This is a genomic window from Oceaniglobus sp. K40-3 (assembly GCF_055808395.1).
Window position 1 is genome coordinate 1,739,230 of the sequence record NZ_CM147868.1, and the last position, 22,019, is coordinate 1,761,248.

The window sequence follows — 22,019 nt, forward strand, 5'->3', positions numbered from 1 at the left end:
CGGCGGTGCACGGTGACACGGGATGGCGATCAGTTCGAGGTGAAATAGGCGTCATTAAAGCCCAGACCCTTCACTTTCTTGAGAAGAGCGGCGCGCTCGGCGGTCGTGGTGGCGGGGCCGACCGTGACACTATAGAATGTTTTGCCCTTGGACGATTGCTTTTTCACAGTCGGAATCATCCCGGCGCCGCGCAGGGCGGTGGCGGTATTGTCGGCGTTTGCCTTGACGCTGAAAATGCCGATCTGGATGTGCGGCTTGCTCAGCGAAGATTTCTTTGTTGGGGGGACGGGCGCCGGCACAGGTTTCGGTGCGGCGGCCACGGGGGCGATGGCGGCGGTTGCAGCCGCGCCGATTGCCTTTGCATCCTTACCTTTGTCGGGGCTGTCCAGCGACAGCGCCTCGATCATGTCGGGTTCCTCCAGCGCGACCGAGTCGGCAGGGGCGGGGGCGGGGGGCGTTTCGGCCACTTCCTCGCGGCGCAGGGCGGTGACGTTCAGCTTGGCAGGTTGCCCCGCCAACAGCCCCAGCGCCTCGGCGGCGTCTGACGATACCTGAAGCCGGGGTCCGGGGTTGTCACGCTCGCGCCGAAACAGGGCTCCGATGACGAATTTCTTGTTTACTTCGTTGCGGATGATGACGCGCTCGGGGTCTTTTACATCGGGATGCGCCACCCAGACCCCGCCAAGGGACGGGCGCCCGTCCCACAAGCCGGATTCGGTTTTCTGAAACACTTCGGGCACCTCGACATCGCGTTCGACCAGACGCGAGGTCTGGGGCGCTTCGCCGCTGTCCTGCGCGGTTTCTGTCGCCGGATCGCCGGTGCTGCCCTGTCCGGGAAACTTGAACCCGTCCTCGCAGGCCGAAAGAGCCGTTAGCGCGCCTGCCAGAACGGCCAGTCTGACCACATTGGATGTCATCTCTTGCCCCTATATCGCTGCGCAGACGTTGCCGCGCCAAATGCCGGTCTCCGGCGTTGCTGCTCATCCCCGGTGCTTTTTTGCACCTGTCTGGCGCGCACTCTAACGCCTGACGCACGGCAATGAAAGTGCGTCGGAACGGTTCGGCTGAAATCCGTCGTCACAGCACCCTTTTCGAGATCATAAAGGTAACGCTAAGCCCTGATCACCAAACACGTCGCCCATAACCGATCACAAGGGGGACGCGTAACGGAAGCGTGGCCGAGTGGTCGAAGGCACTGGTCTTGAAAACCAGCGAACCGCAAGGTTCCGTGGGTTCGAATCCCACCGCTTCCGCCATAGTGTAACCACCACCATTGTTGCCCAATAATGCCCTGAACAGAAATGACAATTCCGGGGTTCGAGCCCCTTGGCCTGGGCGCGTCCGAAGCGGCGCCCAAAGGCCGGTTACCGGGTAACGTTTTCATCGTGCGGTTGCGTCGAATACTGTCCAGTCTTTGGGGGATATCGAAAAAACAATCGCTTGAGGTGCAAAGCCGTGAATGTTGTGGCGCGTGTTAGGCCCGATGCAACTGCGGTGGCGCCATGCCCTCTTGGGTTGAGGGGGCCGCGGTCGAGCGGCGGTTCAGATATTCGACGCCAACAATGACCCGTTGGGTCGAGCAGGTCGGATCAGCGAGCCGGTCGGCCAGCAACGTGACACCAATGCGCCCCAATGCCACGCGGTCAGAGCGCACCGAGCTGAGCTGCGGTGTTGCATAAGCCCCGAGCGGCAGGCCGTCGAACCCGACAATCGACATATCACCCGGCACCGAAAGCCCCATCGACTGCACCGCCTGCATGGCGCCGAGGGCAACCATATCATTCATGCAAAACAATGCTGTGGGCAGGTCGCCCTGTTGCAAACGGGCCAGTACCACGTCCTTTGCCGCCAGCGAGATATTCGCAGGATTGCCAAGATCCAGCAAATTCCGCTCGGGGGAAAACCCAAGGCCCTGTTCCTCCATTGCGTTGCGAAACCCGTCGATGCGGCGGCGGATCGATTCGCGGTACGGGTGGGTGACGTGCAGAATGTGGCGATGGCCAAGTTCAATCAGGTGCCGCGTCGCGATCCAGGCCCCGAAATGATAGTCGGGTGAGACGCTGGGCAGGCGCATCGTCCGATCCATGCCATTGACGATGGCCGCGGGAATGTTGCGCGCGCACAGGGCATCCACGATGTCGGGATGCGCGACGCCCATCAGCAGCGCGGGCCGGTTGATCTCTGTGTCGCGGATGGCCGCGGCAATTTCGGCGACGGTGCGATGCACGGTCAGTTCGATATCGAAACCGGCGGGTTTGCTTGCGGCGGTGATCGCGCCGAGGATTTCACCGTAAAAGGCGTCGTTGGTTACGTATTGTTCAAGCGTCAACAGTTGGGCCGCTTCGATCTGGCCGGGGCGCCCGGACCGCCCGCGATAGCCCAGATCATCCATCATCCGCAGCACGCGGGTGCGTGTCGCCTCGCCGACGCCCTGGCGGTTGTTCAGGACCTTTGAGACCGCAGCAACAGAAACACCGGCCGCTTGGGCGATGTCTTTCAGGGTGACGTTGCTTGACATGCTCATGTCGGTCCGTCCTTTCGAGTGGAATATACAGGCCTGCGGTTTGTCCGTCCTCCATAGCGGCGCGAAACATGAGCCCGCAAACGAAAGTTGCGGGTTGCCATCGCGGCCGTCACCAAAGAATTCAGTGTGGCCCTGGGCGCGCATCAGCGCCTCCATGAAATAGTAATCGCCATAGGGCAGCATCCCGTCGCTGCGGCCCGCCGGAACATGGGCCGCGCCATGGGCAAGCAAACCCTGTGCGTCAGGGTCGCCGGTCAGATCACATTCAGCCAACAGTGCGTCGAGCAGGTGATGCCCAAAGGCACGCCAGTGTTCCGCCTCGGCGCCGGCGACCAGATCGGCCAGCATAAACACACCCGCAGCCATGACCGCGGCGGCAGAACTGTCGATGGGGTGGGTGCCGTCGGCGGGCAGCGCGTAATCCCAGACGGGCAGGCGCGTGTCACCCATCAACGCCTTTGCCCTGGTGGCCAGACGGCGGGCCGCGTCCAGCGATACGGGGTTGCCGGTGACCCGGTGACAATTTGCAAACCCGTGAATAAGCCAGGCCTGACCGCGCGCCCAGCACGAGATCGTCGGCAAAGCCCTGATGGGTCTGACCGTGCAGGGGTTCGCCTGTGGCCGGATCGAACAGGAAGGTGTGAAAGGTCGTGTCATCCGCGCGCACCAGATGCCGCAGGGATGTTGCCTCGTGCAGGTCCGCGACCTCGCGGAAATCGGCCACGCCGGTTTCGCGGTGCGCCCAATGCAACAGGGCAAGGTTCTGAATGGTATCGGCAATCATGCGGCCATTGGCAAAGCGCGCCTGTTCGCGGTTATCCGGCCCCACGGGGTTCCAGGCCTGAATATAGCCGCCGTCTTCGCGAAACCGGGCAACCAGGGCACGGGCGGCCTCGAGTCCCATTGCGCGGGCAACCTCATCGCCAGTGCCACGCCATTCGGCCACCGAATGCAGAGAATAGATGAACCCCAGATCGTGATCGCGGGCCTTGCGGTCATCCAGTACCGCGCGGAACTGTGGGCGACGCGCCCGTGCCGCAGCGGCAAAAACCGGATCGCCGGTCAACTGATGGGCCAGCCAAAGCTGACCGGACAAAAATCCCATGACCCAATCGGGGCCATCACACCAGATCCATTGATTGGTCGGCGTTCCGATCTTGGGGTTGCGCAATCCGGCAATGGGCAACAGCCCCCGCAACCGCGCCAGACAGCGGGTCAGGGCGTGTTGATAGTGTTCATTGCCGCCAATATCTGTGTCGCCGCTGAAGTAGGATGTTTTTTGCATGGTGCCGCTCTCTCTGTCAGTGGGGTATGTTTCGCAAATTACGAAAGTTTCGTCAATATGAAACTATTTCTTGACGATTCGGAGCCATGAAACTATGGAATTACGGGCGCGGTGGACCTGTAAAACACAGATACAGACCATGGGCGGCGTTTTGGGAGGCGCGGAGTGTGAGCGAAACATGACGAAAGTTTCGTTCGCGCCGCAATCATAGGAGAAAACGATCATGACAGTATTTTCACGCCTGGCAGCGAGTGCCGCTGTTCTGATGGCCCTGGCGGCCACATCTGCCACAGCGGCCACATATCGGATGGCCACCAACGTGTCCGAAGACAGCACCGCCGGTCAGCTGCTTTCTGACTTTGCCAAGGCAGTGGCCGAACGCACCGATGGCCGTGTCGAGTTCAAGATGTTCAACAACGGTGTGTTGGGCGAACAGCTTCAGTATTTTCAACAGATCCAGAAGGGCGTGATTGATGCCGGTCTGGTGAACTCTGGCACGCTGGAAAATGTCGCACCTGCCATTGGCGTGATGAATTTGCCCTATGTGTTCCGCACCTCCGAAGAATACGGGAAAGTGATGACAGATGCCGGCGTTCGCGACGCGCTGACGGCCGCGACATCCGCGCACAAGGTTGTGCCGCTCGGGTTCATCTCGTCCGGTTTCCGGTCAATCTATACGACAAAGCCCGCCAGCAGCTTTGCGGATCTGAAAGGGCTCAAGCTGCGCTCGATCGCCAGCCCGACCTATACGGAAATGCTGCAATTGTTCGGCGCCGTGCCGACACCGCTGCCATTTGGCGAACTTTACGCCGGTCTTCAGCAGGGCATCGTTGATGGCGCCGAAGGCGGCCTTGCGGGGCTTTACGTTGCGAAATTCGGTGAAGTGGCGAAATATGCCCTGCGCACCAATCAGACGCGCCTGACCGATTTCGTCGTCACCTCAACCCGCTTTGTCGATAAACTGGACCCGGCCGATCTCAAGATCGTTCAGGATGAGTTTGAAAAGGTCAGCCTGAAATCCATCGAATTCTCTGACAACAGCGAAGCGCGCGATCTGCAAAAGGCCGTGGATGAGATGGGCGTTGAAGTTGTCGATGTGGACACCGCGCCATTCATCGAAGCGGTCAAGCCGATGTATCAGGCCGCCCTTGCGGATGACGAAAAGAAACCGTTGATCGAGGCCATCTTCAAACTGGAAGGCCGCGATTTCTGAACATCTCCCGGTCGCGTCTGTCGCGGCCGGGATCACGTCCGACGGGGGAGGCGGCATCATGATCGAACGACAGGAAACCATGCGCCCGACGGGGGCGTTTGCACGGCTTGGCATCCTTGCGTTGCGGGCGCTTGAGGTTTTCCTTGCCGGTCTTCTGGCGCTGATGGTCGTGGCCATCGCCTGGCAAGTCCTGGCGCGCTATGTGCTTTCTTCGCCCAGCATGTATTCGGAAGAATTCTTGCGGTTCTCTCTGATCTGGCTTGGCCTGCTGTCCGCAGGCTATTGTTTTATCCTCGGGCGGCACATGAACCTGCCGCTGCTGATCGAAATGCTGCCGCCCTCGGCGCAGCGCGTTCTGCAATTCATCAATTCACAACTGTCGCTTGTCTTCGGGCTGATCCTGATCTGGGGGGCTGCACAAGCGTCCTTTCAAATTCGCTGATGAAAACCGCAATGACGCAGATTCCTGTCGGGTGGCTGCAATCGGTTCTGGCAGTCTGCGGTGCGATGATCGTGATCGCAGAACTGATCGCCATGACATCCCTGATCCGCCGGGGCGAAGCGCGCCTCGGGCAATGTGGCGTGGCGACCTTGATCGTGATCCTGGCGGTAACCGCCGTGACGACGCTGTGGCAATCCGCCTGGATGCTGGACAAGGTTGCCGATCATCTGGAGCTGACCTCGACCATCGTGTTGTTTGCGACGTTCGCGCTGTTTCTGGTCATGGGCAGTCCGATCGCCGTCGGTCTGGCGTTTGCCGGGGTGCTGACGCTGGGGCTGCAACTGGATCTGCCCTCGGTCATGCCAACCGTGGGCGAAACGATGTTCAACGGGTTGGACAGTTTCGGCTTTCTGGCGCTGCCATTCTTTATCCTTGCGGGCAATATCATGAACGCGACGGGGCTGGCGCGGCGGCTGATTGATTTCGCCATGCTGCTGGGGGGGCGTATTCCGGGCAGTTTGTGGCAAACGAATGTATTGGCCAATATGCTGTTTGGCACATTGTCGGGGTCCGGGATTGCCGCCGCCACGGCCATTGGCGGTATCATAACGCCGGTTGCCCGTGAAAAGGGTTACGACATGGCAATGACCACTGCCGTGAATGCGGCATCGGCGCCGTCGGGTATGCTGATCCCGCCGTCGGGGGCGCTGATCGTTTATTCGCTGATCACCGGGGGCAGCGCGTCAATCATCGCGTTGTTCATGGCGGGCTATCTGCCGGGGATGATCATGGGGCTTTCGGTCATGGTCGTGGCATGGTGGTATGCCCGCAAACACGGCTATGAAACGGAAAAGACCCAGGGCGGCTGGCCCGAGGCGCTGCGCCTGTTCCTGCGTGCGGCGCCCAGCCTGCTGTTGGTGGTTATCGTGATCGCGGGCATTCTTGGCGGTGCGTTCACCGCGATCGAAGGCTCGGGCATTGCTGTGGTTTACAGTCTGATACTGGCGCTGGTGTACCGCGCCCTGACGCCACGCCGGCTGTTTGCGATCCTGCTGGAGACGACGATTATCACGGGATCAATCCTGTTTCTGATTTCGGCCTCCACGATGATGAGCTGGTCGATGACCTTTGCCTCGATCCCCGACACGATCGGGATGCTTCTCACCTCTGTCAGCGACAACAAGATTATCATCCTGCTGATGATCAACGTGGTTTTGCTGGTCGTCGGGGTGTTCATGGACATGTCGCCCGCGATGCTGATCTTTACGCCGATCTTCTTTCCGGTGGTGACGGATCTTGGGGTTGATCCGGTGCATTTCGGGGTCATTCTGGTTTACAACCTCGCGCTTGGGGTCGTGACGCCGCCCGTTGGCACGGTTCTTTTCGTTGCCTGTTCGATCAGCGGCGAACGGATCGGGCGGGTGATTGGCCCGTTGCTGCCGATCTTTGCGTTGCAGACGTTGGGATTGTTGGTTGTGACCTTTGCGCCGGCGGTCGCCCTGGCCATTCCGCATCTGTTCGGGCTTTAGGGCAGAATGGGGAATACGGAATTTCAACCCTACCTCGCGGCGAACCCGTTGTATGGGCTGGCGCTGGAAAGCAGGGCCGATCTGGAACACGCGATGGCGCGGCTCCTGGCGCCGCTGGATCGCCACCGCTCGGCCGGTGGCGCCCGTGTGCAACTGTCGCCATATGGTGCGGTGTTTGACCCGGTTGCCGCAGAAATCGAAGGTTTTGCGCGCCCACTTTGGGCGATTGCCCCGGCGGAACTGGGCGGGAGCGCGATAGACTGGCAGCCCTATCGTGATGGTTTGGCGAATGGCACCAACCCGGACCATCCCGAATATTGGGGGGATGTGCAAAACACCGATCAGCGGCTTGTGGAACTGGCGGCCATCGGATTTGCCCTGCTGGTTGCGACGCCGCGGATTTTTGCCCCCTTTCGCCCAAAGCAAAAAGGAATGTCCGCCGATACCTGACAGCGGCGGCGGGCAAGACATTTTCGCCCAACAACTGGATGTTCTTTCGCCTGTTGATTGATGCGGGGTTGCGGGCCACAGGCGATGGCCCGGCACCACAAAGCGGTGACGGGATGCGCGCGGCGCTGGATGCGCTTTATCTTGGGGATGGATGGTATCGCGACGGCCCGGGTCACCGGGTTGATCACTATAACGGCTTTGCCTTTCATACCTATGGTTTGCTGCTGCATCATTTCGCACCGGAAACGGACCGTGGCGATCATCTGGCCCGTGCCCGTCTTTTTGCGCCGCAGTTCGCGCGCTGGTTTGACGATACCGGTCGCGGTTTGCCCTTTGGCCGCTCCATGACCTATCGGTTTGGCATGGTTGCCTTTTTCGCCGCCTATGCTCTGGCTGATCCTGATCCGGTTTTGCCCATGGGCGTGTTGAAAGGCATCGTGCTGCGCAATCTGCGGTGGTGGGCCAATCAGCCGATCGCAGACCGGGACGGGGTTTTGTCTATCGGCTATGCCTATCCCAACCCGCAGATGGCCGAAGATTATAATTCGCCCGGGTCGCCCTATTGGGCGATGAAGGCGTTTATCATGCTGGCCATGCCTGAAAATCACCCATTCTGGGGCTGCGAGGAACTGCCCTTGCCACCCCATGCCGCCACCGCCCAACCTGCGCCACGTTTTCTGATTGCGCGGCAAAATGGCGCCGTGGTCGCGTTGAGCGGCGGGCAGGTGGCGCCGATGTTTCGGCACGGCGGTGAAAAATATGCGAAACTCTGCTATTCCAGCGACAATGGGTTTTGCGTCGAGGCCCGCGATGCCACCCCCAAAGAGGCCGCATTCGACAATAACCTTGCCATCAAGGTGACGGGCGGGCGCTGGCATGCGCGCCAGGGGGCGGCGCTTGTGACGCTGACAAACGATTATATCCATTCACGCTGGACGCCCTTTCAGGGTATTCAGATCGACACGTTCATGTGTTTTTGTGGCACGGGGCATGTGCGGCTGCATTCGATCCAGAGCGATGTGCCGTTCGAGATGATCGAAAGCGGATTTGCCGAAGCCGCCAGCCAGACCGCGCTGTGCGACACCAACGCCCGGAACCAGCCGGTGGTCGGGTTTGTGAATGGCCGTGTTTTGATCGACCTGTCAGATCATCCACGCCAAGGCGTGCTGCATCGGCCTGCCGCCAATGTGGGCTTGTTTCACCCACATGTTGCGATCCCGAGGCTGGAAACCGGCGTGGATGCCGGTGCCACATGTTTCGCAAGTTTCTGTGGCCCACTGCATGGGGCGTCCGGGACCGAAATTCACGCCGCTATGTCGCATCTGAAATCAAAGGTATGAGATAGAGATCGCGCGCAAGGTTTCGCGTCAGATCACCGGATGCGCCATTTTCAGTTGGTCGACAACGCCACAAAGCTCACACGATCCCCTGCGGCGCGGGCGGGGTCGTTCACCGGGCGCAGGATCAGGGCATTTGCCGTGGCCAGAACGCCGGTCAGGGCGCTGTCCTGCCGTTCGGCGGCCTGCAACTGCCCATCCTGCAACGTGGCGCGCATGTAATGTTCGCGAGGTCCGTTGGCGGGCAGGGCGGCGGCAAGGGGGGCCGTCAGAACCGGCGCCGGCGCAGCGGGCAGGCCAAGCAGCACGCGCAAGGCAGGCAACAGGAACACATACCCGCAGACCATGGATGAAACAGGATTTCCGGGCAGGCCGATCATCGGGATGCCGTTCAACCGCCCGGCCATAAGCGGTTTTCCGGGGCGCATGGCGACCTTGTAAAAGGCGCGCTTCATTCCCAGATCGCCCGCGACCTTGCCCACCAGATCATGATCGCCCACCGATGCACCGCCTATGGTCACCACCAGATCGGCCCCTTCCGTCAGGGCAAAAGCGGTGCGCAGGGCGCTTTCGGTGTCCCGGGCGATGGGCAAAATCCGGGCAATGCCGCCTTCGCGTTCGACCATCGCGGCAAGGCCAAAGGTGTTGGAGGCGATGATTTGATCGGCGCGCGGAGTTTCGCCGGGCATGACCAATTCGTCCCCCGTGGCAATCAGGGCAACAATGGGTTTGCGGGCAACCTTGGGTGCGGCGCAATTCATCGCCGCCATCAGAACAACGTCAGACGGGCCAAGGGCGCGTCGGGGAAACCATGTATCACCGACGGTGAAATCGGCCCCGGAATCGCGGATATAACGTGCCGGATCAATACCTTCGCGCAAGGTGATCTGATCGCCGTCGCGGATTACATCCTCTTGAATAATCACCCGATCGGCGCCCTTTGGCACCGGGGCGCCGGTGAAAATGCGCACCGCCTGATCGGGGCCGACGCTGCTGTCGCTGGCACGCCCGGCGGCGGATTCCCCGATGATGGTGAACGTGGCACCGGGGCGCACGGCGCTGTTTTGCACCGCATAGCCATCCATGGCAGAGGCGGCAAAAGGCGGCTGATCGCGTGCGGCCAGCACTGGTGTGGCCAGCACCCGGCCAGCGGCGGCGCGCAGGGGCACGGATTCAGCGGAAAGAGGCGAAAGCAGGCCGAAAATCTGCGCCAGCGCCTGATCGACGGTAATCATGGGGCCTCAAAGCGGCCGGATTTTCCGCCGTCTTTCAACGTGACCCGAATGTCACCGATCACCATGGTTTTTTCCACCGCTTTCACCATGTCATAGACGGTAAGGCAGGCGGTTGAAACGGCGGTCAGCGCCTCCATTTCCACCCCGGTCTGGCCGGTGGTTTTGACCCGCGCGGTGACGCGGACACCGGGCAATGCGGGGTCAGGCTCCAGATCGACACTGACCGAGGTGACGGGCAGCGGGTGGCACAGGGGGATCAGATCGGCGGTTTTCTTGGCGCCCATGATGCCCGCCAAACGGGCCACGCCCAGAACATCGCCCTTTTTCGCCCGCCCCTCGGTGATCAGGGTCAGGGTTTCGGGCAACATTTGCACATAGCCCGTGGCGATGGCGATGCGCGCGGTTGTGGCCTTGTCCGACACATCGACCATATGGGCATTTCCCGCGCTGTCAAAATGCGTGAGCGCCATCACAAATGCCCGCTTAGCGGATTGGCAAGGATCGTGCGGGTGGCGGCGGTGACGTCATCCTGCCGCATGAGCGATTCACCAATCAGGAAACAGCGCGCGCCATAACGGGCCAGATCAGCCAGATTTTCGGGCGAGGACAGGCCGGATTCCGCGACGATGGTGCGCCCGGGATCAACCAGTTTCGCCAACCGGCGGGTGGTGTCGAGTGTCACATCAAAGGTTTTCAGGTTGCGGTTGTTGATCCCCATAAGCGGCGATTTCAGCACACCTGCACGTTCCAGTTCCGCTTCGTCGTGAACCTCGATCAGAACATCCATGCCCCAACCGGTTGCGGCGGATTCAAGTTCCTGCGCCTGAGCATCGCTGACACTGGCCATGATGATCAGGATGCAATCGGCCCCAAGGGCGCGGGATTCGGCCACCTGATAGGGGTCATAGATGAAATCCTTGCGCAGGGCGGGCAGGGATGTGGCGTTGCGCGCGGCGGTCAGGAAACTGTCGTCGCCCTGAAAACTGGGCGTGTCTGTCAGCACCGAAAGACAGGTGGCGCCCCCCGCCTCATACGCCTGTGCCAAACTGGGCGGATCAAAATCGGCGCGTATCAACCCCTTGGACGGGCTGGCCTTTTTCACCTCGGCAATCAGGCCATAGCCTTCGCGGGCGGCGTCGGTCAGCGCCCGGGCAAACCCGCGCGGCGTGCCTGCGGCGCGGGCTGCGGTTTCGACATCGGCAAGGGATTTCGCGGCCTTGCGGGCGGCGATTTCTTCCAGCTTATACGCCTTGATCCTGTCCAGAACTGTCATCATGTTGCCTCTTGCGTGAGGGTGATCAGCGCGTGGCGTTTCTTGCCCGCGCTGAGTTTGACAGGGCTGGAAAGTGCCGCTGCGTCAAGCATGAGGCCGGCATCGCTCAGCGGGGCGTCGTCGATCCGCGCGCCGTTTTCGGCAATCAGGCGCTTGGCCTCTTTGCCCGTCTTGGCCAGACCCGCGCGCACGATCAGTTGCACGATGGAAATGCCGCCGCCCACGTCCTCGGGGGTCAGCGACAGGGTGGGCAGGTCATCGCCCACGCCGCCCTTCTCAAACACTTCGCGCGCTGTAGCCTCGGCGGTGCGGGCCGCCTCGGCGCCGTGGCACAGAGTTGTCACTTCGTTCGCCAGAATGATTTTTGCAGCGTTGATTTCCGCCCCCGCCAGCGCGCCAAGCCGGTCGCATTCCTCTAGCGGCAGTTCGGTGTAAAGCCTGCAAAACCGGCTCACATCGGCATCGGTGGTGTTGCGCCAGAACTGCCAGAATTCATAGGGTGACCGCATGTCGGCATTCAACCAGACGGCGCCATCCTGACTTTTGCCCATTTTCTTGCCATCGCTGGTGGTCAGCAACGGCGAGGTGAGGCCAAAGATTTCGTGATCCAGCACCCGGCGGGTCAGGTCGATCCCGTTGACGATATTGCCCCATTGATCCGACCCGCCCATTTGCAGAACACAGCCATAGCGGCGGTTCAGTTCAAGAAAATCATAGGCTTGCAGGATCATATAGTTGAATTCAAGGAACGACAGGCTTTGTTCCCGGTCCAGACGGGATTTTACCGATTCAAAGGCCAGCATCCGGTTGATGGAAAAATGCCGCCCGATGTCACGCAGAAAATCAAGGTAATTCAGCCCATCCAGCCATTCGGCGTTGTTGATCATCATCGCATCTGACGGGCCATCGCCATAGGTAAGGTATTTGGCGAACACCCGCTGAATGCCGTCGATATTTTCACCGATCTGGTCGGGGCCAAGCAGGGGGCGTTCATCGGCGCGAAAGCTGGGATCGCCCACCTTGGTGGTGCCGCCACCCATCAGGGTAATCGGTTTGCCGCCGGTTTTCTGCAACCAGCGCAACATCATGATCTGAATAAGCGACCCCACATGCAGCGATTTTGCCGTGGCATCAAACCCGATATAGGCGGGCGTGCCGGGGGTCAGCATCACCTCGTCCAGGGCCTGATAATCGGTGCAATCGGCCAGAAAACCGCGTGACATCATTACATGCAGGAAATCGGATTTCGGGTGGTAGGTCATTGGGGTATTGTCCATCTTGGCGCTTGCGGGCCAATCTATATCGGGACCGGTGCAGAAGGGAAAGCCAAGATGGCAGCGGGGGGCAAGGGCGGGCCGGTCTGGGCGCTGGGGTCGGTTGCACAGGGTGCCGCCGTTCATGCGGCGACGGTTCAAAGCGACGGAGCGCGGATTTTCGCCCTTGGCCCGGTGGCGCAGCGCGATCTGGCGCAGGACGCCCCCGAGATGCGCCATGGCGCGGTGATCGCGGGTTTCACGGGCGTTGATCTGATCGGGATGCAGGATCGCGAACCGTTTGATCCACAGGTTCTGGCCGAGGCCCTTGGCGTGCCGGTCGTTTCGGATTTTGCCAGCGCCGACCGGGAGTTGGGCGGGGCGGGCGCGCCCCTGACGCCGTTCTTTTTGTTCGCCTGCGCCGTGTGGATCGCGGCCAAGGGGCCAGTGATGTTTGTCGATCTTGGCCCCGTGGTGCGGGTTTGCTGGGTCGATCCCCGGTGTGCTGCGCCGGAATTGCCCGGTGGCTGTCTGGCATTTGATGCCGGGCCGGGGGGCGGTGCGACAGATGGCGATGGCACCCCGGATGAGGCGGTTTTGCTGCGGCTTTTGGGGCAGGCGCATTTTGCACGAATTCCGCCCAAACTGTTGAATCCTGATGAATTTGCGTGGCTGGACGATGCCCTGTCAGGGATGAGTGCGGCCGATGCCAGCGCCACGCGCGATGCCTGTGTCGCCCTGACATTGGCCGATGCAATGGCATATCTGCCCGAACCGCCGATGCAGGTCTTGCTGACCGGGCCGGGGCGCAATGTGGCCCCTCTGGTGGCGATGATTGCCGGATCTCTCGATTGTCCGGTGGCCTGCTGCGAGGCGGCGGGCCTGAACGGTGACATGATCGGGCCACAGGCGATTGCCCATCTGGCCGTGCGGGTGGCGCGGGGCATGCCAACCACCTGCCCGACGACAACCGGCGTGGCCGCCACAGTGGGCGGCGGGCAGATCAGCCAACCGGGAGCCGGCGGTGACGGGCGCGAACTGCGTTAGCGGCGGGCACCGAACAGACCTGTGCCATCGCGTCTGACGGCGCCAATACGCCCGTCCAGATTGGCGCGATAGGTCGTGCGCGCCGTGTCAGACCGGAACACCACGCTGGTGATCGCCTCAGGGGGTACCGGCGCAAACGCCAGCACCTCGGCCTGCACGTCAGCAGGAATGCCGCCCTCCTGCGCGAACATCGCCCGAAAGGCACGATGGTTTTGCAGCTCGCCCGGCGGGCGGTGGCGAATCCGCTTGTCGGCGGCATTCGTCGGGCAGAATGTGCAGGGAAGGGTCCACAGGACCGAAGGATCAATCAGCAGAACGACCCAATCGGTCGCGGGATTTTCCATCCGGTACTTATAAAACATTCGGTCGTTTGGATGACCGACCGACAGGGAAATCGCGCCGGGGTGCCCATCCAGCCTTTGACGGTCGTTGATCTGGGGGTGCAGCCCAAGGCGGGTGCAGGATTCGACGGATTGCAGCCCGTGGGCCATAATCGAGGGCAGGTTCGAGGCACGGGTGAAATGGACAAGACGGGTGATGGCGCGGTGATGGGTTTCGGCCAGGATCAGTTGTCTGGTCCAATCCTTGTCGGTTTCTGGCGTCATGATGCGGGAATGCAGCCATTGGCGAAAGGCTCTGTCGCCGCGCGGGCCGTTTTTGAGCATGGCCTCGCGGAAACGGTGCGTCAGCTCGGGGGTGGCGGAAACCTCTTGGCGGGCGTTTTCGAAACAGATGTCCTGCGCCAGAACCAGTTCGCCATAAGCAGCGTGCCAGTTGGCGGCGGTCTGTGCATCTGGGGCATTTGAGGGCGGCACTGGGCAGCCCCCGACGCCGAAAATATCAATGGTTTCCTGCCGGGCGGTTGAATGTATGTCGTTTCGTGGGGCGTTCAGCCGCGCCAGATCCTCTGGGGTCGGGCGTCCGGTTTCGACGTTCATTCCCACCCATTTGTGCGCGTCGCGCAGGCCAGCGTCGATCACCGCCTTTTGCAACGCAAAGAGATTTCGGACCGGGCGCAGGGCGGCATGCATCTGCGATGTCTCTGCATGGCGTGCATCAAGCTCTTTAATCGCTGTCTCAAAACGCTCGGCGCTTTCGGCAAAGCCGCTGAGAGGGGTGGTTGATGCGGTGTCAGCGCTTTGCAGGGCAGCGGAGGGTTTCGGGGAAATTTCGGCGGGCGCTGTGACAGGTTCCGTATCTTTTGCGGGCAGAGGTGCGGATTGCGCTTGTGGCGCGGCCTTTCCCAGCCCGCCCAGTGCAGAAACCGCCCAGTGCGTTCCCCAGATCGTTGTCAGTTGCAGCAGGATCAGCGGCGTGGCGAAGACCGCCATAACGGTAAAGACAGTCCAGCCGCCCGCCACAAAGAACATGGCGTCTTTTCCCCATATGCGCGCCACAAGAACGGTAAGGATGATCGCCAGTTGAAACCCCAGAACCGCTTCGGACATGGGGTGTTATGTGCCGCGATAGGGTTCGACGTATTGCAGGGCCATGTCCCAGGGAAAGAAAATCCAGGTGTCCTGACTGACCTCGGTGATAAAGGTATGCACCATGGGCCGGCCCTTGGGTTTGGCATAGACCGTGGCGAAATGCGCCTTGGGATACAGCGCGCGGACCAATTCCAGCGTGCGCCCGGAATCCACCAGATCGTCCACAATCAGAATGCCGGTGCCGTCGCCCATCAATTCGTGATCGGGGGATTTCAGCACGCGCGCTTCGGATTGGGTTTGATTGTCATAGGATTTCACGCTGATGGTATCGACGGTGCGGATATCCAGCTCGCGCGCCACGATCATGGCCGGGGCCATGCCGCCACGGGTGATGGCGACGACGGCCTTCCAGGCGCCATCGGTGTCATCGGGGCCGTGGCCGTCAAGCCGCCAGGCCAGTGCCCGGCTGTCGCGGTGGATCTGATCCCAACTGATGTGGAACCCTTTTTCATGGGGGAGGCGGTCGGTCATACGAGACTCTCGTGCTGCTCTGGTTGCGGATGTTGTAGCGGGCAAGGGCCGGGATGGGAAGTCAGTAGCGCGGGGCAACCGACAGCTCGGCCCAGACCGGCAGATGATCCGAGGCCCGCGCCGCCAGATGGCGCGCCAGCACACCATGGCCCAGGACGGTGATACCGCCCCCCACCAGAAACCGGTCAAGGGCCAGAACAGGTGCCGTGGCGTGAAAGGATTTGCCGGGGGCAAGCAACTGCCAACCGGCGGGCAGGTCAAACACATCGCCCCCGGGGCGCCATTCGTTCAGATCGCCGCCCAACAGGATATTGCCGCCGATCCGCTGGCTGGCCTTGATGACATGGGCCACCTGCCGTTGCCGGTCGCGGCGTTTCAGCCCCAGATGCAGCGCACCAAGGGTGAGCGCGATGCCGCGCCCTTCGATCCGTGCCAAAACGGCGCCCCGTGGTTCAAGGCCGGGCAGGTCCAGGCCCTCGATCTGGGTGGTGGCGAAATCGGGGTGTAGCAGGATGGCATTGCCATGATGGCCGATCGACACGGTGTTCGGGTCGGCATCGACGGTGTTCCACCCCGCCGCGCGCACCGCATCAAGGGGCAGGGCCGGGTGGCGCGGGGGCAGGCGGCGGTCGGCTTCTTGCAGCAGCACGATGTCGGGGGCCATGGCGCGCAACACATGCAGAACCCGGGCCGGATCGCGGCGCCAATCCAGCCCGACCGCCTTGCGGATGTTCCAACTGACGATTTTCAGCCCGCTCACAGCAGCGGCCCGAACAGCCGCGCGACCGGGCCCAACAGGCGGACGTGCCAGGGGCCGGGCGAATTCAGCAATGCGGCGCGGGCGAAATCGGCATCCAGCATGGTTTCGACGTCGCGGGCAAAATCGCGGTCCTCGATCAGCGCGGTTTGTTCAAAGTTCAGCAGCGCCGAGCGAATGTCGAGATTGATCGTCCCGACAGAGGCGATGTCATCGTCGATCAGGATGATTTTCTGGTGCATGAACCCGGGCAGATATTCATGCACCTCAATCCCCACACCGGTTTGTGACAGGGCAAAATTGCGCGTGGCGTACCAGGCCAGGATATTGTCGGATTCGCGCGGGATCAGTATTTTCACGTCGACCCCGCGCAGGGCGGCCAGTTGCAGCGCGGTGATCAGGTCGGCGTGCGGAATGAGATAGGGCGTTGCAATCCACAGCCGCCGCTGCGCCAATCCCACGAGACCGCAAAGCAGCAGGCTGCCCCGCTCCAGCGAGATCGGTCGGGCCGAAACCGGTGACAAGGCCGCGTACCTGACCGCCCGGCATATGCACCGGAATATCGTCAAGCTCGGTCTCGGTGACCGCCTTCCAATCGGCGGCAAACAGATGGCGCAACTGCGCGGCCATCGGGCCTTCCATGCGCAGGTGGGTGTCACGCCAGCTTTCGAAGGATTTGCCACCGTCGATATATTCCTGGGCCGCGTTGATGCCGCCCGTAAAGCCGATCCGCCCGTCGACGATCACCGCCTTGCGATGGTTGCGAAAGTTCAGCCCGATCCGCCCCAGCGCCCGGTGCGGGCCGGGAATGCCCCGCAGTTCGACCCCGGCCTTGCGCAACTGACGGCTGTAACGCCCGCCCAGAAACAGCGAGCCGACCAGATCGCACAAAACCCGCACCTTTACCCCTCGCCCGGCCGCCGCGATCAGGCGATCACGGAGTTCATGGCCCAACGGATCGTCGCCGATCAGGTAATATTGCACCGCGATATCCTGCTTTGCGTTGTCGATTGCCTGGAAAATGGCATCAAAGGTGGCCCGGCCGTCGATCAGCAGGCGCAAGCTGTTGCCATCGTGCAGGGTGGTTCGGGTGATCGGGCCAAGCAGACCCAGCCGCGAGATCGAGCTTGTGGTCCGACAAGCGCGAGCGGTGCCTGTCGTCAATGCGGGCATTGATCCGAGAGACGCTTCCGAACAGGGCAAAGGCGGGCAGGGCAATCAGCGGGAATGAAATCAGAAACACCACCCAGGCCGAGGCCCCCTGGGGTGTGCGCGCCGTGCTGAGCGCGGCCCGCGCCACGACAAGACCGACAAGAATCAGAAGGCCCTGAGCCCAAAGGGGCAACCAGGTCATGATCGGGGGGCGTGGATTGGCGTCATCGACGGCACGCTCAGCGGTTTTCAGAAGGGGCATGGCCCGGGTCTTACTGATATAGTGCAAACTGTGGTCAAGCATATGAAATTTACACCCCGTGCCATCCGTCCTGCAAATACGCGGCCACGGGGCAGTCCGGGCCTAGCCTTTGGTGATATCCGGCGCGTCCACCGCTTTCATGCCCACCACGTGATACCCGGCATCCACATGCAGATTTTCCCCGGTGGTGCCCGACCCGAGATCGGACAACAGGTAAAGCGCGGCCTTGCCCACCTCATCCTGGGTAACATTGCGGCGCAGGGGGGAATTATATTCATTCCACTTCATGATGTAGCGGAAATCGCCGATGCCACTGGCCGCGAGGGTTTTGATCGTACCGGCGGAAATGGCGTTGACGCGGATGCCGTCCTTGCCCAGATCCTCGGCCAGATATTTCACCGAGGCCTCAAGCGCGGCCTTGGCGACGCCCATGACGTTATAATGCGGCATCACCTTTTCCGCGCCGTAATAGGTGAGCGTCAGGGCCGATGATCCCGGACCCATCAGTTTTTCGGCCCGCTGCATGACGGCAGTGAAGGAATAGACGGAAATATCCATGGACATGCGGAAATTTTCCCGGCTGGTGTCCACATAACGACCGCGCAATTCGTTCTTGTCGGAAAATCCGATGGCGTGGACGACAAAATCAAGGCCCCCCCACCGCTGTTTGATCTCGGCGAACAGCGCATCCAGCGAGGCGGCGTCGCCCACATCGCAGGGAAAGACGAAATCCGATCCAACCTGAGCCGCCAGCGGCTCGACCCGCTTTTTCAGCGCATCCCCCTGATACGAAAAACACAGTTCAGCCCCGGCATCGCCGCAGGCCTTGGCAATGCCCCAGGCGATCGATTTGTCATTGGCAAGCCCCATGATAAGACCCCGCTTGCCTGCCATCAGTTCATTACCCATGTCACAAAGCCCTTTGCGCGATCTTACAATTGGTGTTCCTTTAGGTCATTGTTTCGCTGCCATCAAGGGTGGCCGCGAACGGGAAAGGACAGGCAATGACCACAGTTGACAGCATATTCGGGGCCGACGACCCCTTTGCGCTGACCCAAAGCTGGATGGCCGAGGCGACGCCCAAAGAGATTGCCGATGCCAATGCCATGGCGCTGGCCACGGTCGATGCTGACGGAATGCCGAATGTGCGGATCGTGTTGTTGAAAGAAATCGAACCCGATGCCTTTGTCTTTTACACCAATTATGAGGGCAAAAAGGGGCAGGAACTGATTGCCAGCGGCAAGGCGGCGTTCGTGCTGCACTGGAAATCCCTGGCGCGACAGGTGCGCGTGCGCGGCCTGGTGGAAAAAGAGGACGGGCCAAAGGCCGATGCCTATTACCAGAGCCGGGCGCTCGACAGTCGCCTGGGCGCCTGGGCCTCGCAACAATCGCGCCCGTTGAAAAGCCGGGCCACGCTGATGGCAGAGGTGGCCGCCGCAGGTGTGCGCCATGGGGCCAATCCGCCCCGCCCGCCCCATTGGGGGGCTTTCGTATCCGGCCCCTTGAATGTGAATTTTGGGCAGATGGCGCATTCCGCTTGCATGACCGCGAACGGTGGTTACGTTCTGGCCTCGATCAGGACTGGACGGTGACGCGACTGTATCCTTGATCGTCCGTTGTTTCCCCGGCAGGTGCGCCGGGCTTGTAGTGTTTGGTGAGCTGAACTGGGCTGCTTTCGCCAAGGGGAAAGCGGCTTTATCTGTATTGGTCCCGTTGAGGGGCCGTAGAGCGCGGGACGGATTTTGCAGGACGAGGACGAAAAACAAGGCGAGATCCCTGGATGGGGTGGTGAAATGGTTCGATCCGGGCAAAGGCTTTGGATTCATCATTGCGCCGGGCCTCGACAGTGACATCCTGCTGCACGCGAATGTCTTGCGCAATTTCGGCCAAAGTTCGGTTGCCGATGGGTCGCTGATCCGGGTGAGCGTGCAATCCACCGAGCGCGGCGCACAGGCGGTTGAGGTCTTGTCGATCACACCACCAGAATTCCCTGACTCGGATGCATGCCATGGCGAATTGTTCGATCCCGATCTGGTGGGCGGGCCATTCGAACCGGCGCGGGTGAAATGGTTCGACAAGGGGAAGGGATTCGGGTTTGCCAATGTCTTTGGCAGGGCTGATGATGTTTTCGTCCACATCGAGATTCTGCGTCGCTCCGGGCTGGCGGATCTGCAAACGGGTGAGGCGGTGGTCGTGCGTGTGGCAGACGGCAAACGCGGCAAGCTGGCAATGGAGGTGGCGCCATGGGAATCGGTTCTGGAACCGCAAGGCTGATCGTCTGTACGGCGCTGTCGCTGGCGGCGATGGCGGCGCAGGGGCAGGCGACGGCCTGCCGCGATACCGTGGCAGAGCTGCGCGGCGATTGGGGGCGCGCCCGGTTCACGGTTGAAGTGGCCGATGATGCCGGCGAACGGGCGCAGGGGTTGATGAACCGGCCGGAAATGCCCGCCAGCAGTGGCATGTTGTTTGTCTATGATCACCCTCAGCGCGCCTCGTTCTGGATGCGTAACACGCTGATTCCCCTTGATATGATCTTTATGGATGCCAGTGGCACCGTGACCCGCGTGCATGAAAACGCGCGCCCGCTGGACGAAACGCCGATCCCGGGTGGAAATGACGTTTTGTTCGTCCTTGAGGTGAACGGCGGGCTGGCCGGGCGGCTGGGCATTGCGCCGGGCAGCCAGATGCGCAACCCCGCCGTGCCGCAATCGAACGCCGTTTGGCCCTGCACCGCACCTTAAGGCTTTTCTTCCCCGTCGCAGGCCGCTATGAGGGCGGCGTCGGGGCGTAGCGCAGCCTGGTAGCGCATCTGTTTTGGGAACAGAGGGTCGTAGGTTCGAATCCTATCGCCCCGACCATTTTCTTTAAATCACTTGAAAGCAGGCCCGTGTATTCGTTTGAGTGAACGAATCACCGTTTTGGACAAGACGACGACATGACCGGCGGGCGGCGGTGATTTGCCCCTGGCTGACATGCCGATGTCGCCCGCTTGTGAAACACACGGCCCTTTTTCGGCGAGTTCACCAGGAAGACTCGGGCGCAAATGACGGGATGTCGCACCCGAACCATCGCGTTGCCGATCCAGCCGCCGCAAGGTTCAGCCCAGTCGCGCCAGAAGGGCCAATGACGGATCACCTGTTGCCGCCAGACCGTTGCGCTGCTGATAGGCGGAAATCGCGGCGCGTGAGTTTGGCCCGATCACGCCGTCGCTGCCCTGGGTATCGTACCCGGCAGCGGTCAGGCGTTCTTGCAGCGCGATCCGGTCATCCTTGCGCATGCCGTATTGGTCGGGCGGAAATGGGCCGGTGATTGGCGCGCCGCCCACGATCCGATCCGACAGATGGCCAACCCCGATCGCATAGCTGTCAGAGTTGTTATAGCGTTTGATCACATCAAAGTTGTGCCCGACGACAAACACCGGCCCGCCGACCTCGGGCTGAAGCTGCCGTCCGGCGACGTTGGCGCCGGGCGATCCGACCACGCCGCCCCAGGGCTGCCCCCGTTGCCAGCCGGATTTCGCCAGATAGGCGGCGGTGCTGGCCAAAGCATCGGTCGGGTCGTCTGACCAGATGTCGCGCCGTCCGTCGCCGGTGAAATCGACGGCGAATATTTCATAGGACGTCGGGATAAACTGGGTGTGGCCCATGGCGCCGGCCCAGCTCCCGGTCATTCGGGCGGGGGTGGTATCGCCGTTTTGCAGGATTTTCAGCGCCGCGATCAGTTGCTTTTCAAAGAACGCGCCGCGCCGCCCTTCATAGGCAAGGGTGGACAGCGCCGAAACCACGGGGATGTTGCCCCGCCGCTCGCCATAAAAGCTTTCAAGGCCCCAGACGGCGGCCACCACGTTTGCCTCGACCCCGTAATGGTTTTCGATGCGCGACAGGGTGGCGCGCTGGTCGGCAAAATGGATGCGTCCCTTGCTCACCCGTTCATCCGAAGCGGCGATGGACAGGTAATCTTCGAGGCTGCGTTTGAATTCGGTCTGGTTGCGGTCCCGTTCGATCACGCCGGGCAGAAAACCCGCGTTGCGAAAGGCGCTGTTGACCACGGCGGGCGAAATTCCCTGTGCGGTTGCCCGGGTTTTGAACCCGGCGACCCAGGCATCCCAGCCCGCATTCGGGACCGAGGGCAGGGTGGTTTCGTCGCGTCGCACCGGGGCGGAAAACCCGCCCGACGCCCCCGCGCCACAGCCCGAAAGAAGCGCCGCCGTGGCGCCGAATGTGAAATTGCGTCTGGTTGCCTGCATTTGCCCACCTGTTTTTTTAGGCCATTTGGGCCAGTCTAGCGGATGGCGGACCA

The 22,019-nt window shown here is 61.5% G+C and carries 21 protein-coding genes, 2 tRNA genes and 3 pseudogenes; 11 read left to right on the forward strand and 15 right to left on the reverse strand.

The window, feature by feature from the left end; translation table 11 throughout:
• Nucleotides 1-29: 29 nt before the first annotated feature.
• On the reverse strand, nt 30-917 hold the full coding sequence (locus AC0L7P_RS09000; protein ID WP_473432532.1) for an SPOR domain-containing protein: 888 nt from the start codon (nt 915-917) through the stop codon (nt 30-32).
• 251 nt (nt 918-1,168) lie between these two features.
• On the opposite strand from AC0L7P_RS09000, the gene AC0L7P_RS09005 reads away from it, so the two are divergent.
• A tRNA-Ser gene (locus tag AC0L7P_RS09005) sits at nt 1,169-1,256 on the forward strand.
• A gap of 218 nt (nt 1,257-1,474) precedes the next feature.
• Here the strand turns inward: AC0L7P_RS09005 and AC0L7P_RS09010 are convergent.
• Together AC0L7P_RS09010 and AC0L7P_RS09015 are read right to left on the reverse strand one after the other, a co-directional pair.
• Nucleotides 1,475-2,974 (reverse strand): LacI family DNA-binding transcriptional regulator, encoded by a 1,500-nt coding sequence (locus tag AC0L7P_RS09010; RefSeq protein WP_473432533.1) that lies wholly within the window; start codon nt 2,972-2,974, stop codon nt 1,475-1,477.
• Nucleotides 2,967-3,809 (reverse strand): glycoside hydrolase family protein, encoded by an 843-nt coding sequence (locus AC0L7P_RS09015; RefSeq protein ID WP_473432534.1) that lies wholly within the window; start codon nt 3,807-3,809, stop codon nt 2,967-2,969. The genes AC0L7P_RS09010 and AC0L7P_RS09015 overlap by 8 nt, the downstream gene beginning before the upstream one ends.
• A 223-nt stretch (nt 3,810-4,032) precedes the next feature.
• On the opposite strand from AC0L7P_RS09015, the gene dctP reads away from it, so the two are divergent.
• The 5 genes and pseudogenes from dctP (at nt 4,033) to AC0L7P_RS09040 (ending at nt 8,783) form a co-directional block, all read left to right on the forward strand.
• Nucleotides 4,033-5,022, forward strand: a complete 990-nt coding sequence (gene dctP / locus AC0L7P_RS09020; protein ID WP_473432535.1) for a TRAP transporter substrate-binding protein DctP — start codon at nt 4,033-4,035, stop codon at nt 5,020-5,022.
• 58 nt (nt 5,023-5,080) lie between these two features.
• Nucleotides 5,081-5,464 carry a TRAP transporter small permease gene (locus AC0L7P_RS09025; protein ID WP_473432536.1) on the forward strand — a complete coding sequence of 128 codons (384 nt, stop codon included), beginning with the start codon at nt 5,081-5,083 and terminating at the stop codon, nt 5,462-5,464.
• 11 nt (nt 5,465-5,475) lie between these two features.
• Nucleotides 5,476-6,993, forward strand: a complete 1,518-nt coding sequence (locus tag AC0L7P_RS09030; RefSeq protein ID WP_473432537.1) for a TRAP transporter large permease — start codon at nt 5,476-5,478, stop codon at nt 6,991-6,993.
• 93 nt (nt 6,994-7,086) lie between these two features.
• Nucleotides 7,087-8,018, forward strand: a pseudogene (locus AC0L7P_RS09035) (DUF2264 domain-containing protein); the annotation flags it as partial.
• An 18-nt stretch (nt 8,019-8,036) separates the two neighbouring features.
• Entirely contained in the window at nt 8,037-8,783 is a 747-nt protein-coding gene (locus AC0L7P_RS09040) for a DUF2264 C-terminal domain-containing protein (protein WP_473435425.1), read from the forward strand.
• A gap of 50 nt (nt 8,784-8,833) precedes the next feature.
• On the opposite strand, the gene AC0L7P_RS09045 is transcribed toward AC0L7P_RS09040, so the two are convergent.
• From AC0L7P_RS09045 to tyrS, 4 genes are read right to left on the reverse strand one after another with little or no spacing between them, the layout of a single operon-like run.
• Nucleotides 8,834-10,015, reverse strand: coding sequence for a molybdopterin molybdotransferase MoeA (locus tag AC0L7P_RS09045; RefSeq protein ID WP_473432538.1), 1,182 nt, complete (start codon nt 10,013-10,015; stop codon nt 8,834-8,836).
• Complete coding sequence (moaC, locus tag AC0L7P_RS09050) at nt 10,012-10,485, reverse strand: cyclic pyranopterin monophosphate synthase MoaC (protein WP_473432539.1); 474 nt, start codon at nt 10,483-10,485, stop codon at nt 10,012-10,014. Before moaC ends, AC0L7P_RS09045 begins: the two co-directional genes overlap by 4 nt.
• Complete coding sequence (gene trpC / locus AC0L7P_RS09055; RefSeq protein WP_473432540.1) at nt 10,485-11,291, reverse strand: indole-3-glycerol phosphate synthase TrpC; 807 nt, start codon at nt 11,289-11,291, stop codon at nt 10,485-10,487. The genes moaC and trpC overlap by 1 nt, the downstream gene beginning before the upstream one ends.
• The gene (tyrS, locus tag AC0L7P_RS09060) at nt 11,288-12,550 is read right to left on the reverse strand and encodes a tyrosine--tRNA ligase (protein ID WP_473435426.1); all 1,263 of its coding nucleotides are present in this window, start codon (nt 12,548-12,550) and stop codon (nt 11,288-11,290) included. Before tyrS ends, trpC begins: the two co-directional genes overlap by 4 nt.
• Nucleotides 12,551-12,619: 69 nt before the next feature.
• Between tyrS and AC0L7P_RS09065 the strand changes: the two genes are divergently transcribed.
• On the forward strand, nt 12,620-13,588 hold the full coding sequence (locus AC0L7P_RS09065; protein WP_473432541.1) for an anhydro-N-acetylmuramic acid kinase: 969 nt from the start codon (nt 12,620-12,622) through the stop codon (nt 13,586-13,588).
• On the opposite strand, the gene AC0L7P_RS09070 is transcribed toward AC0L7P_RS09065, so the two are convergent.
• The 7 genes and pseudogenes from AC0L7P_RS09070 to fabI form a co-directional block, all read right to left on the reverse strand.
• Complete coding sequence (locus AC0L7P_RS09070) at nt 13,585-15,036, reverse strand: DarT ssDNA thymidine ADP-ribosyltransferase family protein (RefSeq protein WP_473432542.1); 1,452 nt, start codon at nt 15,034-15,036, stop codon at nt 13,585-13,587. The two genes, AC0L7P_RS09065 and AC0L7P_RS09070, sit on opposite strands and share 4 nt — an antisense overlap.
• A gap of 6 nt (nt 15,037-15,042) precedes the next feature.
• A complete protein-coding gene (gpt, locus tag AC0L7P_RS09075) occupies nt 15,043-15,549 on the reverse strand; it encodes a xanthine phosphoribosyltransferase (protein ID WP_473432543.1) in 507 nt (168 codons plus the stop codon).
• A gap of 61 nt (nt 15,550-15,610) precedes the next feature.
• A complete protein-coding gene (locus AC0L7P_RS09080) occupies nt 15,611-16,309 on the reverse strand; it encodes an endonuclease/exonuclease/phosphatase family protein (protein ID WP_473432544.1) in 699 nt (232 codons plus the stop codon).
• Nucleotides 16,306-16,989, reverse strand: a complete 684-nt coding sequence (locus tag AC0L7P_RS09085; RefSeq protein WP_473435427.1) for a phospholipase D-like domain-containing protein — start codon at nt 16,987-16,989, stop codon at nt 16,306-16,308. Before AC0L7P_RS09085 ends, AC0L7P_RS09080 begins: the two co-directional genes overlap by 4 nt.
• Nucleotides 16,910-17,368, reverse strand: a pseudogene (locus AC0L7P_RS09090) (phospholipase D-like domain-containing protein); the annotation flags it as partial. The pseudogene AC0L7P_RS09090 and the gene AC0L7P_RS09085, both read right to left, overlap by 80 nt.
• The gene (locus AC0L7P_RS09095; RefSeq protein ID WP_473432545.1) at nt 17,334-17,720 is read right to left on the reverse strand and encodes a hypothetical protein; all 387 of its coding nucleotides are present in this window, start codon (nt 17,718-17,720) and stop codon (nt 17,334-17,336) included. The gene AC0L7P_RS09095 and the pseudogene AC0L7P_RS09090, both read right to left, overlap by 35 nt.
• Before the next feature lie 102 nt (nt 17,721-17,822).
• Nucleotides 17,823-18,629, reverse strand: coding sequence for an enoyl-ACP reductase FabI (gene fabI / locus AC0L7P_RS09100; RefSeq protein ID WP_473432546.1), 807 nt, complete (start codon nt 18,627-18,629; stop codon nt 17,823-17,825).
• A gap of 95 nt (nt 18,630-18,724) precedes the next feature.
• On the opposite strand from fabI, the pseudogene pdxH reads away from it, so the two are divergent.
• The 4 genes and pseudogenes from pdxH (at nt 18,725) to AC0L7P_RS09120 (ending at nt 20,578) form a co-directional block, all read left to right on the forward strand.
• Nucleotides 18,725-19,329, forward strand: a pseudogene (pdxH, locus tag AC0L7P_RS09105) (pyridoxamine 5'-phosphate oxidase).
• A gap of 179 nt (nt 19,330-19,508) precedes the next feature.
• A complete protein-coding gene (locus AC0L7P_RS09110; RefSeq protein WP_473432547.1) occupies nt 19,509-19,994 on the forward strand; it encodes a cold-shock protein in 486 nt (161 codons plus the stop codon).
• Nucleotides 19,964-20,461, forward strand: a complete 498-nt coding sequence (locus tag AC0L7P_RS09115; RefSeq protein ID WP_473432548.1) for a DUF192 domain-containing protein — start codon at nt 19,964-19,966, stop codon at nt 20,459-20,461. Before AC0L7P_RS09110 ends, AC0L7P_RS09115 begins: the two co-directional genes overlap by 31 nt.
• A 40-nt stretch (nt 20,462-20,501) precedes the next feature.
• Nucleotides 20,502-20,578 (forward strand) — tRNA-Pro (locus AC0L7P_RS09120).
• A 239-nt stretch (nt 20,579-20,817) separates the two neighbouring features.
• Here the strand turns inward: AC0L7P_RS09120 and AC0L7P_RS09125 are convergent.
• Nucleotides 20,818-21,966, reverse strand: coding sequence for a lytic murein transglycosylase (locus tag AC0L7P_RS09125; RefSeq protein WP_473432549.1), 1,149 nt, complete (start codon nt 21,964-21,966; stop codon nt 20,818-20,820).
• Nucleotides 21,967-22,019: the final 53 nt, after the last annotated feature.

Excerpts from the sequence above, each read along its gene's own strand:
- AC0L7P_RS09000 (WP_473432532.1), bottom strand. The coding sequence starts at position 917 with ATGACATCCAATGTGGTCAGACTGGCCGTTCTGGCAGGCGCGCTAACG.
- AC0L7P_RS09010 (WP_473432533.1), bottom strand. The coding sequence starts at position 2,974 with ATGGGTGACACGCGCCTGCCCGTCTGGGATTACGCGCTGCCCGCCGAC.
- AC0L7P_RS09015 (WP_473432534.1), bottom strand. The coding sequence starts at position 3,809 with ATGCAAAAAACATCCTACTTCAGCGGCGACACAGATATTGGCGGCAAT.
- dctP (WP_473432535.1), top strand. The coding sequence starts at position 4,033 with ATGACAGTATTTTCACGCCTGGCAGCGAGTGCCGCTGTTCTGATGGCC.
- AC0L7P_RS09025 (WP_473432536.1), top strand. The coding sequence starts at position 5,081 with ATGATCGAACGACAGGAAACCATGCGCCCGACGGGGGCGTTTGCACGG.
- AC0L7P_RS09030 (WP_473432537.1), top strand. The coding sequence starts at position 5,476 with ATGACGCAGATTCCTGTCGGGTGGCTGCAATCGGTTCTGGCAGTCTGC.
- AC0L7P_RS09040 (WP_473435425.1), top strand. The coding sequence starts at position 8,037 with ATGCCTGAAAATCACCCATTCTGGGGCTGCGAGGAACTGCCCTTGCCA.
- AC0L7P_RS09045 (WP_473432538.1), bottom strand. The coding sequence starts at position 10,015 with ATGATTACCGTCGATCAGGCGCTGGCGCAGATTTTCGGCCTGCTTTCG.
- moaC (WP_473432539.1), bottom strand. The coding sequence starts at position 10,485 with ATGGCGCTCACGCATTTTGACAGCGCGGGAAATGCCCATATGGTCGAT.
- trpC (WP_473432540.1), bottom strand. The coding sequence starts at position 11,291 with ATGATGACAGTTCTGGACAGGATCAAGGCGTATAAGCTGGAAGAAATC.
- tyrS (WP_473435426.1), bottom strand. The coding sequence starts at position 12,550 with ATGACCTACCACCCGAAATCCGATTTCCTGCATGTAATGATGTCACGC.
- AC0L7P_RS09065 (WP_473432541.1), top strand. The coding sequence starts at position 12,620 with ATGGCAGCGGGGGGCAAGGGCGGGCCGGTCTGGGCGCTGGGGTCGGTT.
- AC0L7P_RS09070 (WP_473432542.1), bottom strand. The coding sequence starts at position 15,036 with ATGTCCGAAGCGGTTCTGGGGTTTCAACTGGCGATCATCCTTACCGTT.
- gpt (WP_473432543.1), bottom strand. The coding sequence starts at position 15,549 with ATGACCGACCGCCTCCCCCATGAAAAAGGGTTCCACATCAGTTGGGAT.
- AC0L7P_RS09095 (WP_473432545.1), bottom strand. The coding sequence starts at position 17,720 with ATGCCCCTTCTGAAAACCGCTGAGCGTGCCGTCGATGACGCCAATCCA.
- fabI (WP_473432546.1), bottom strand. The coding sequence starts at position 18,629 with ATGGGTAATGAACTGATGGCAGGCAAGCGGGGTCTTATCATGGGGCTT.
- AC0L7P_RS09115 (WP_473432548.1), top strand. The coding sequence starts at position 19,964 with ATGGGAATCGGTTCTGGAACCGCAAGGCTGATCGTCTGTACGGCGCTG.
- AC0L7P_RS09125 (WP_473432549.1), bottom strand. The coding sequence starts at position 21,966 with ATGCAGGCAACCAGACGCAATTTCACATTCGGCGCCACGGCGGCGCTT.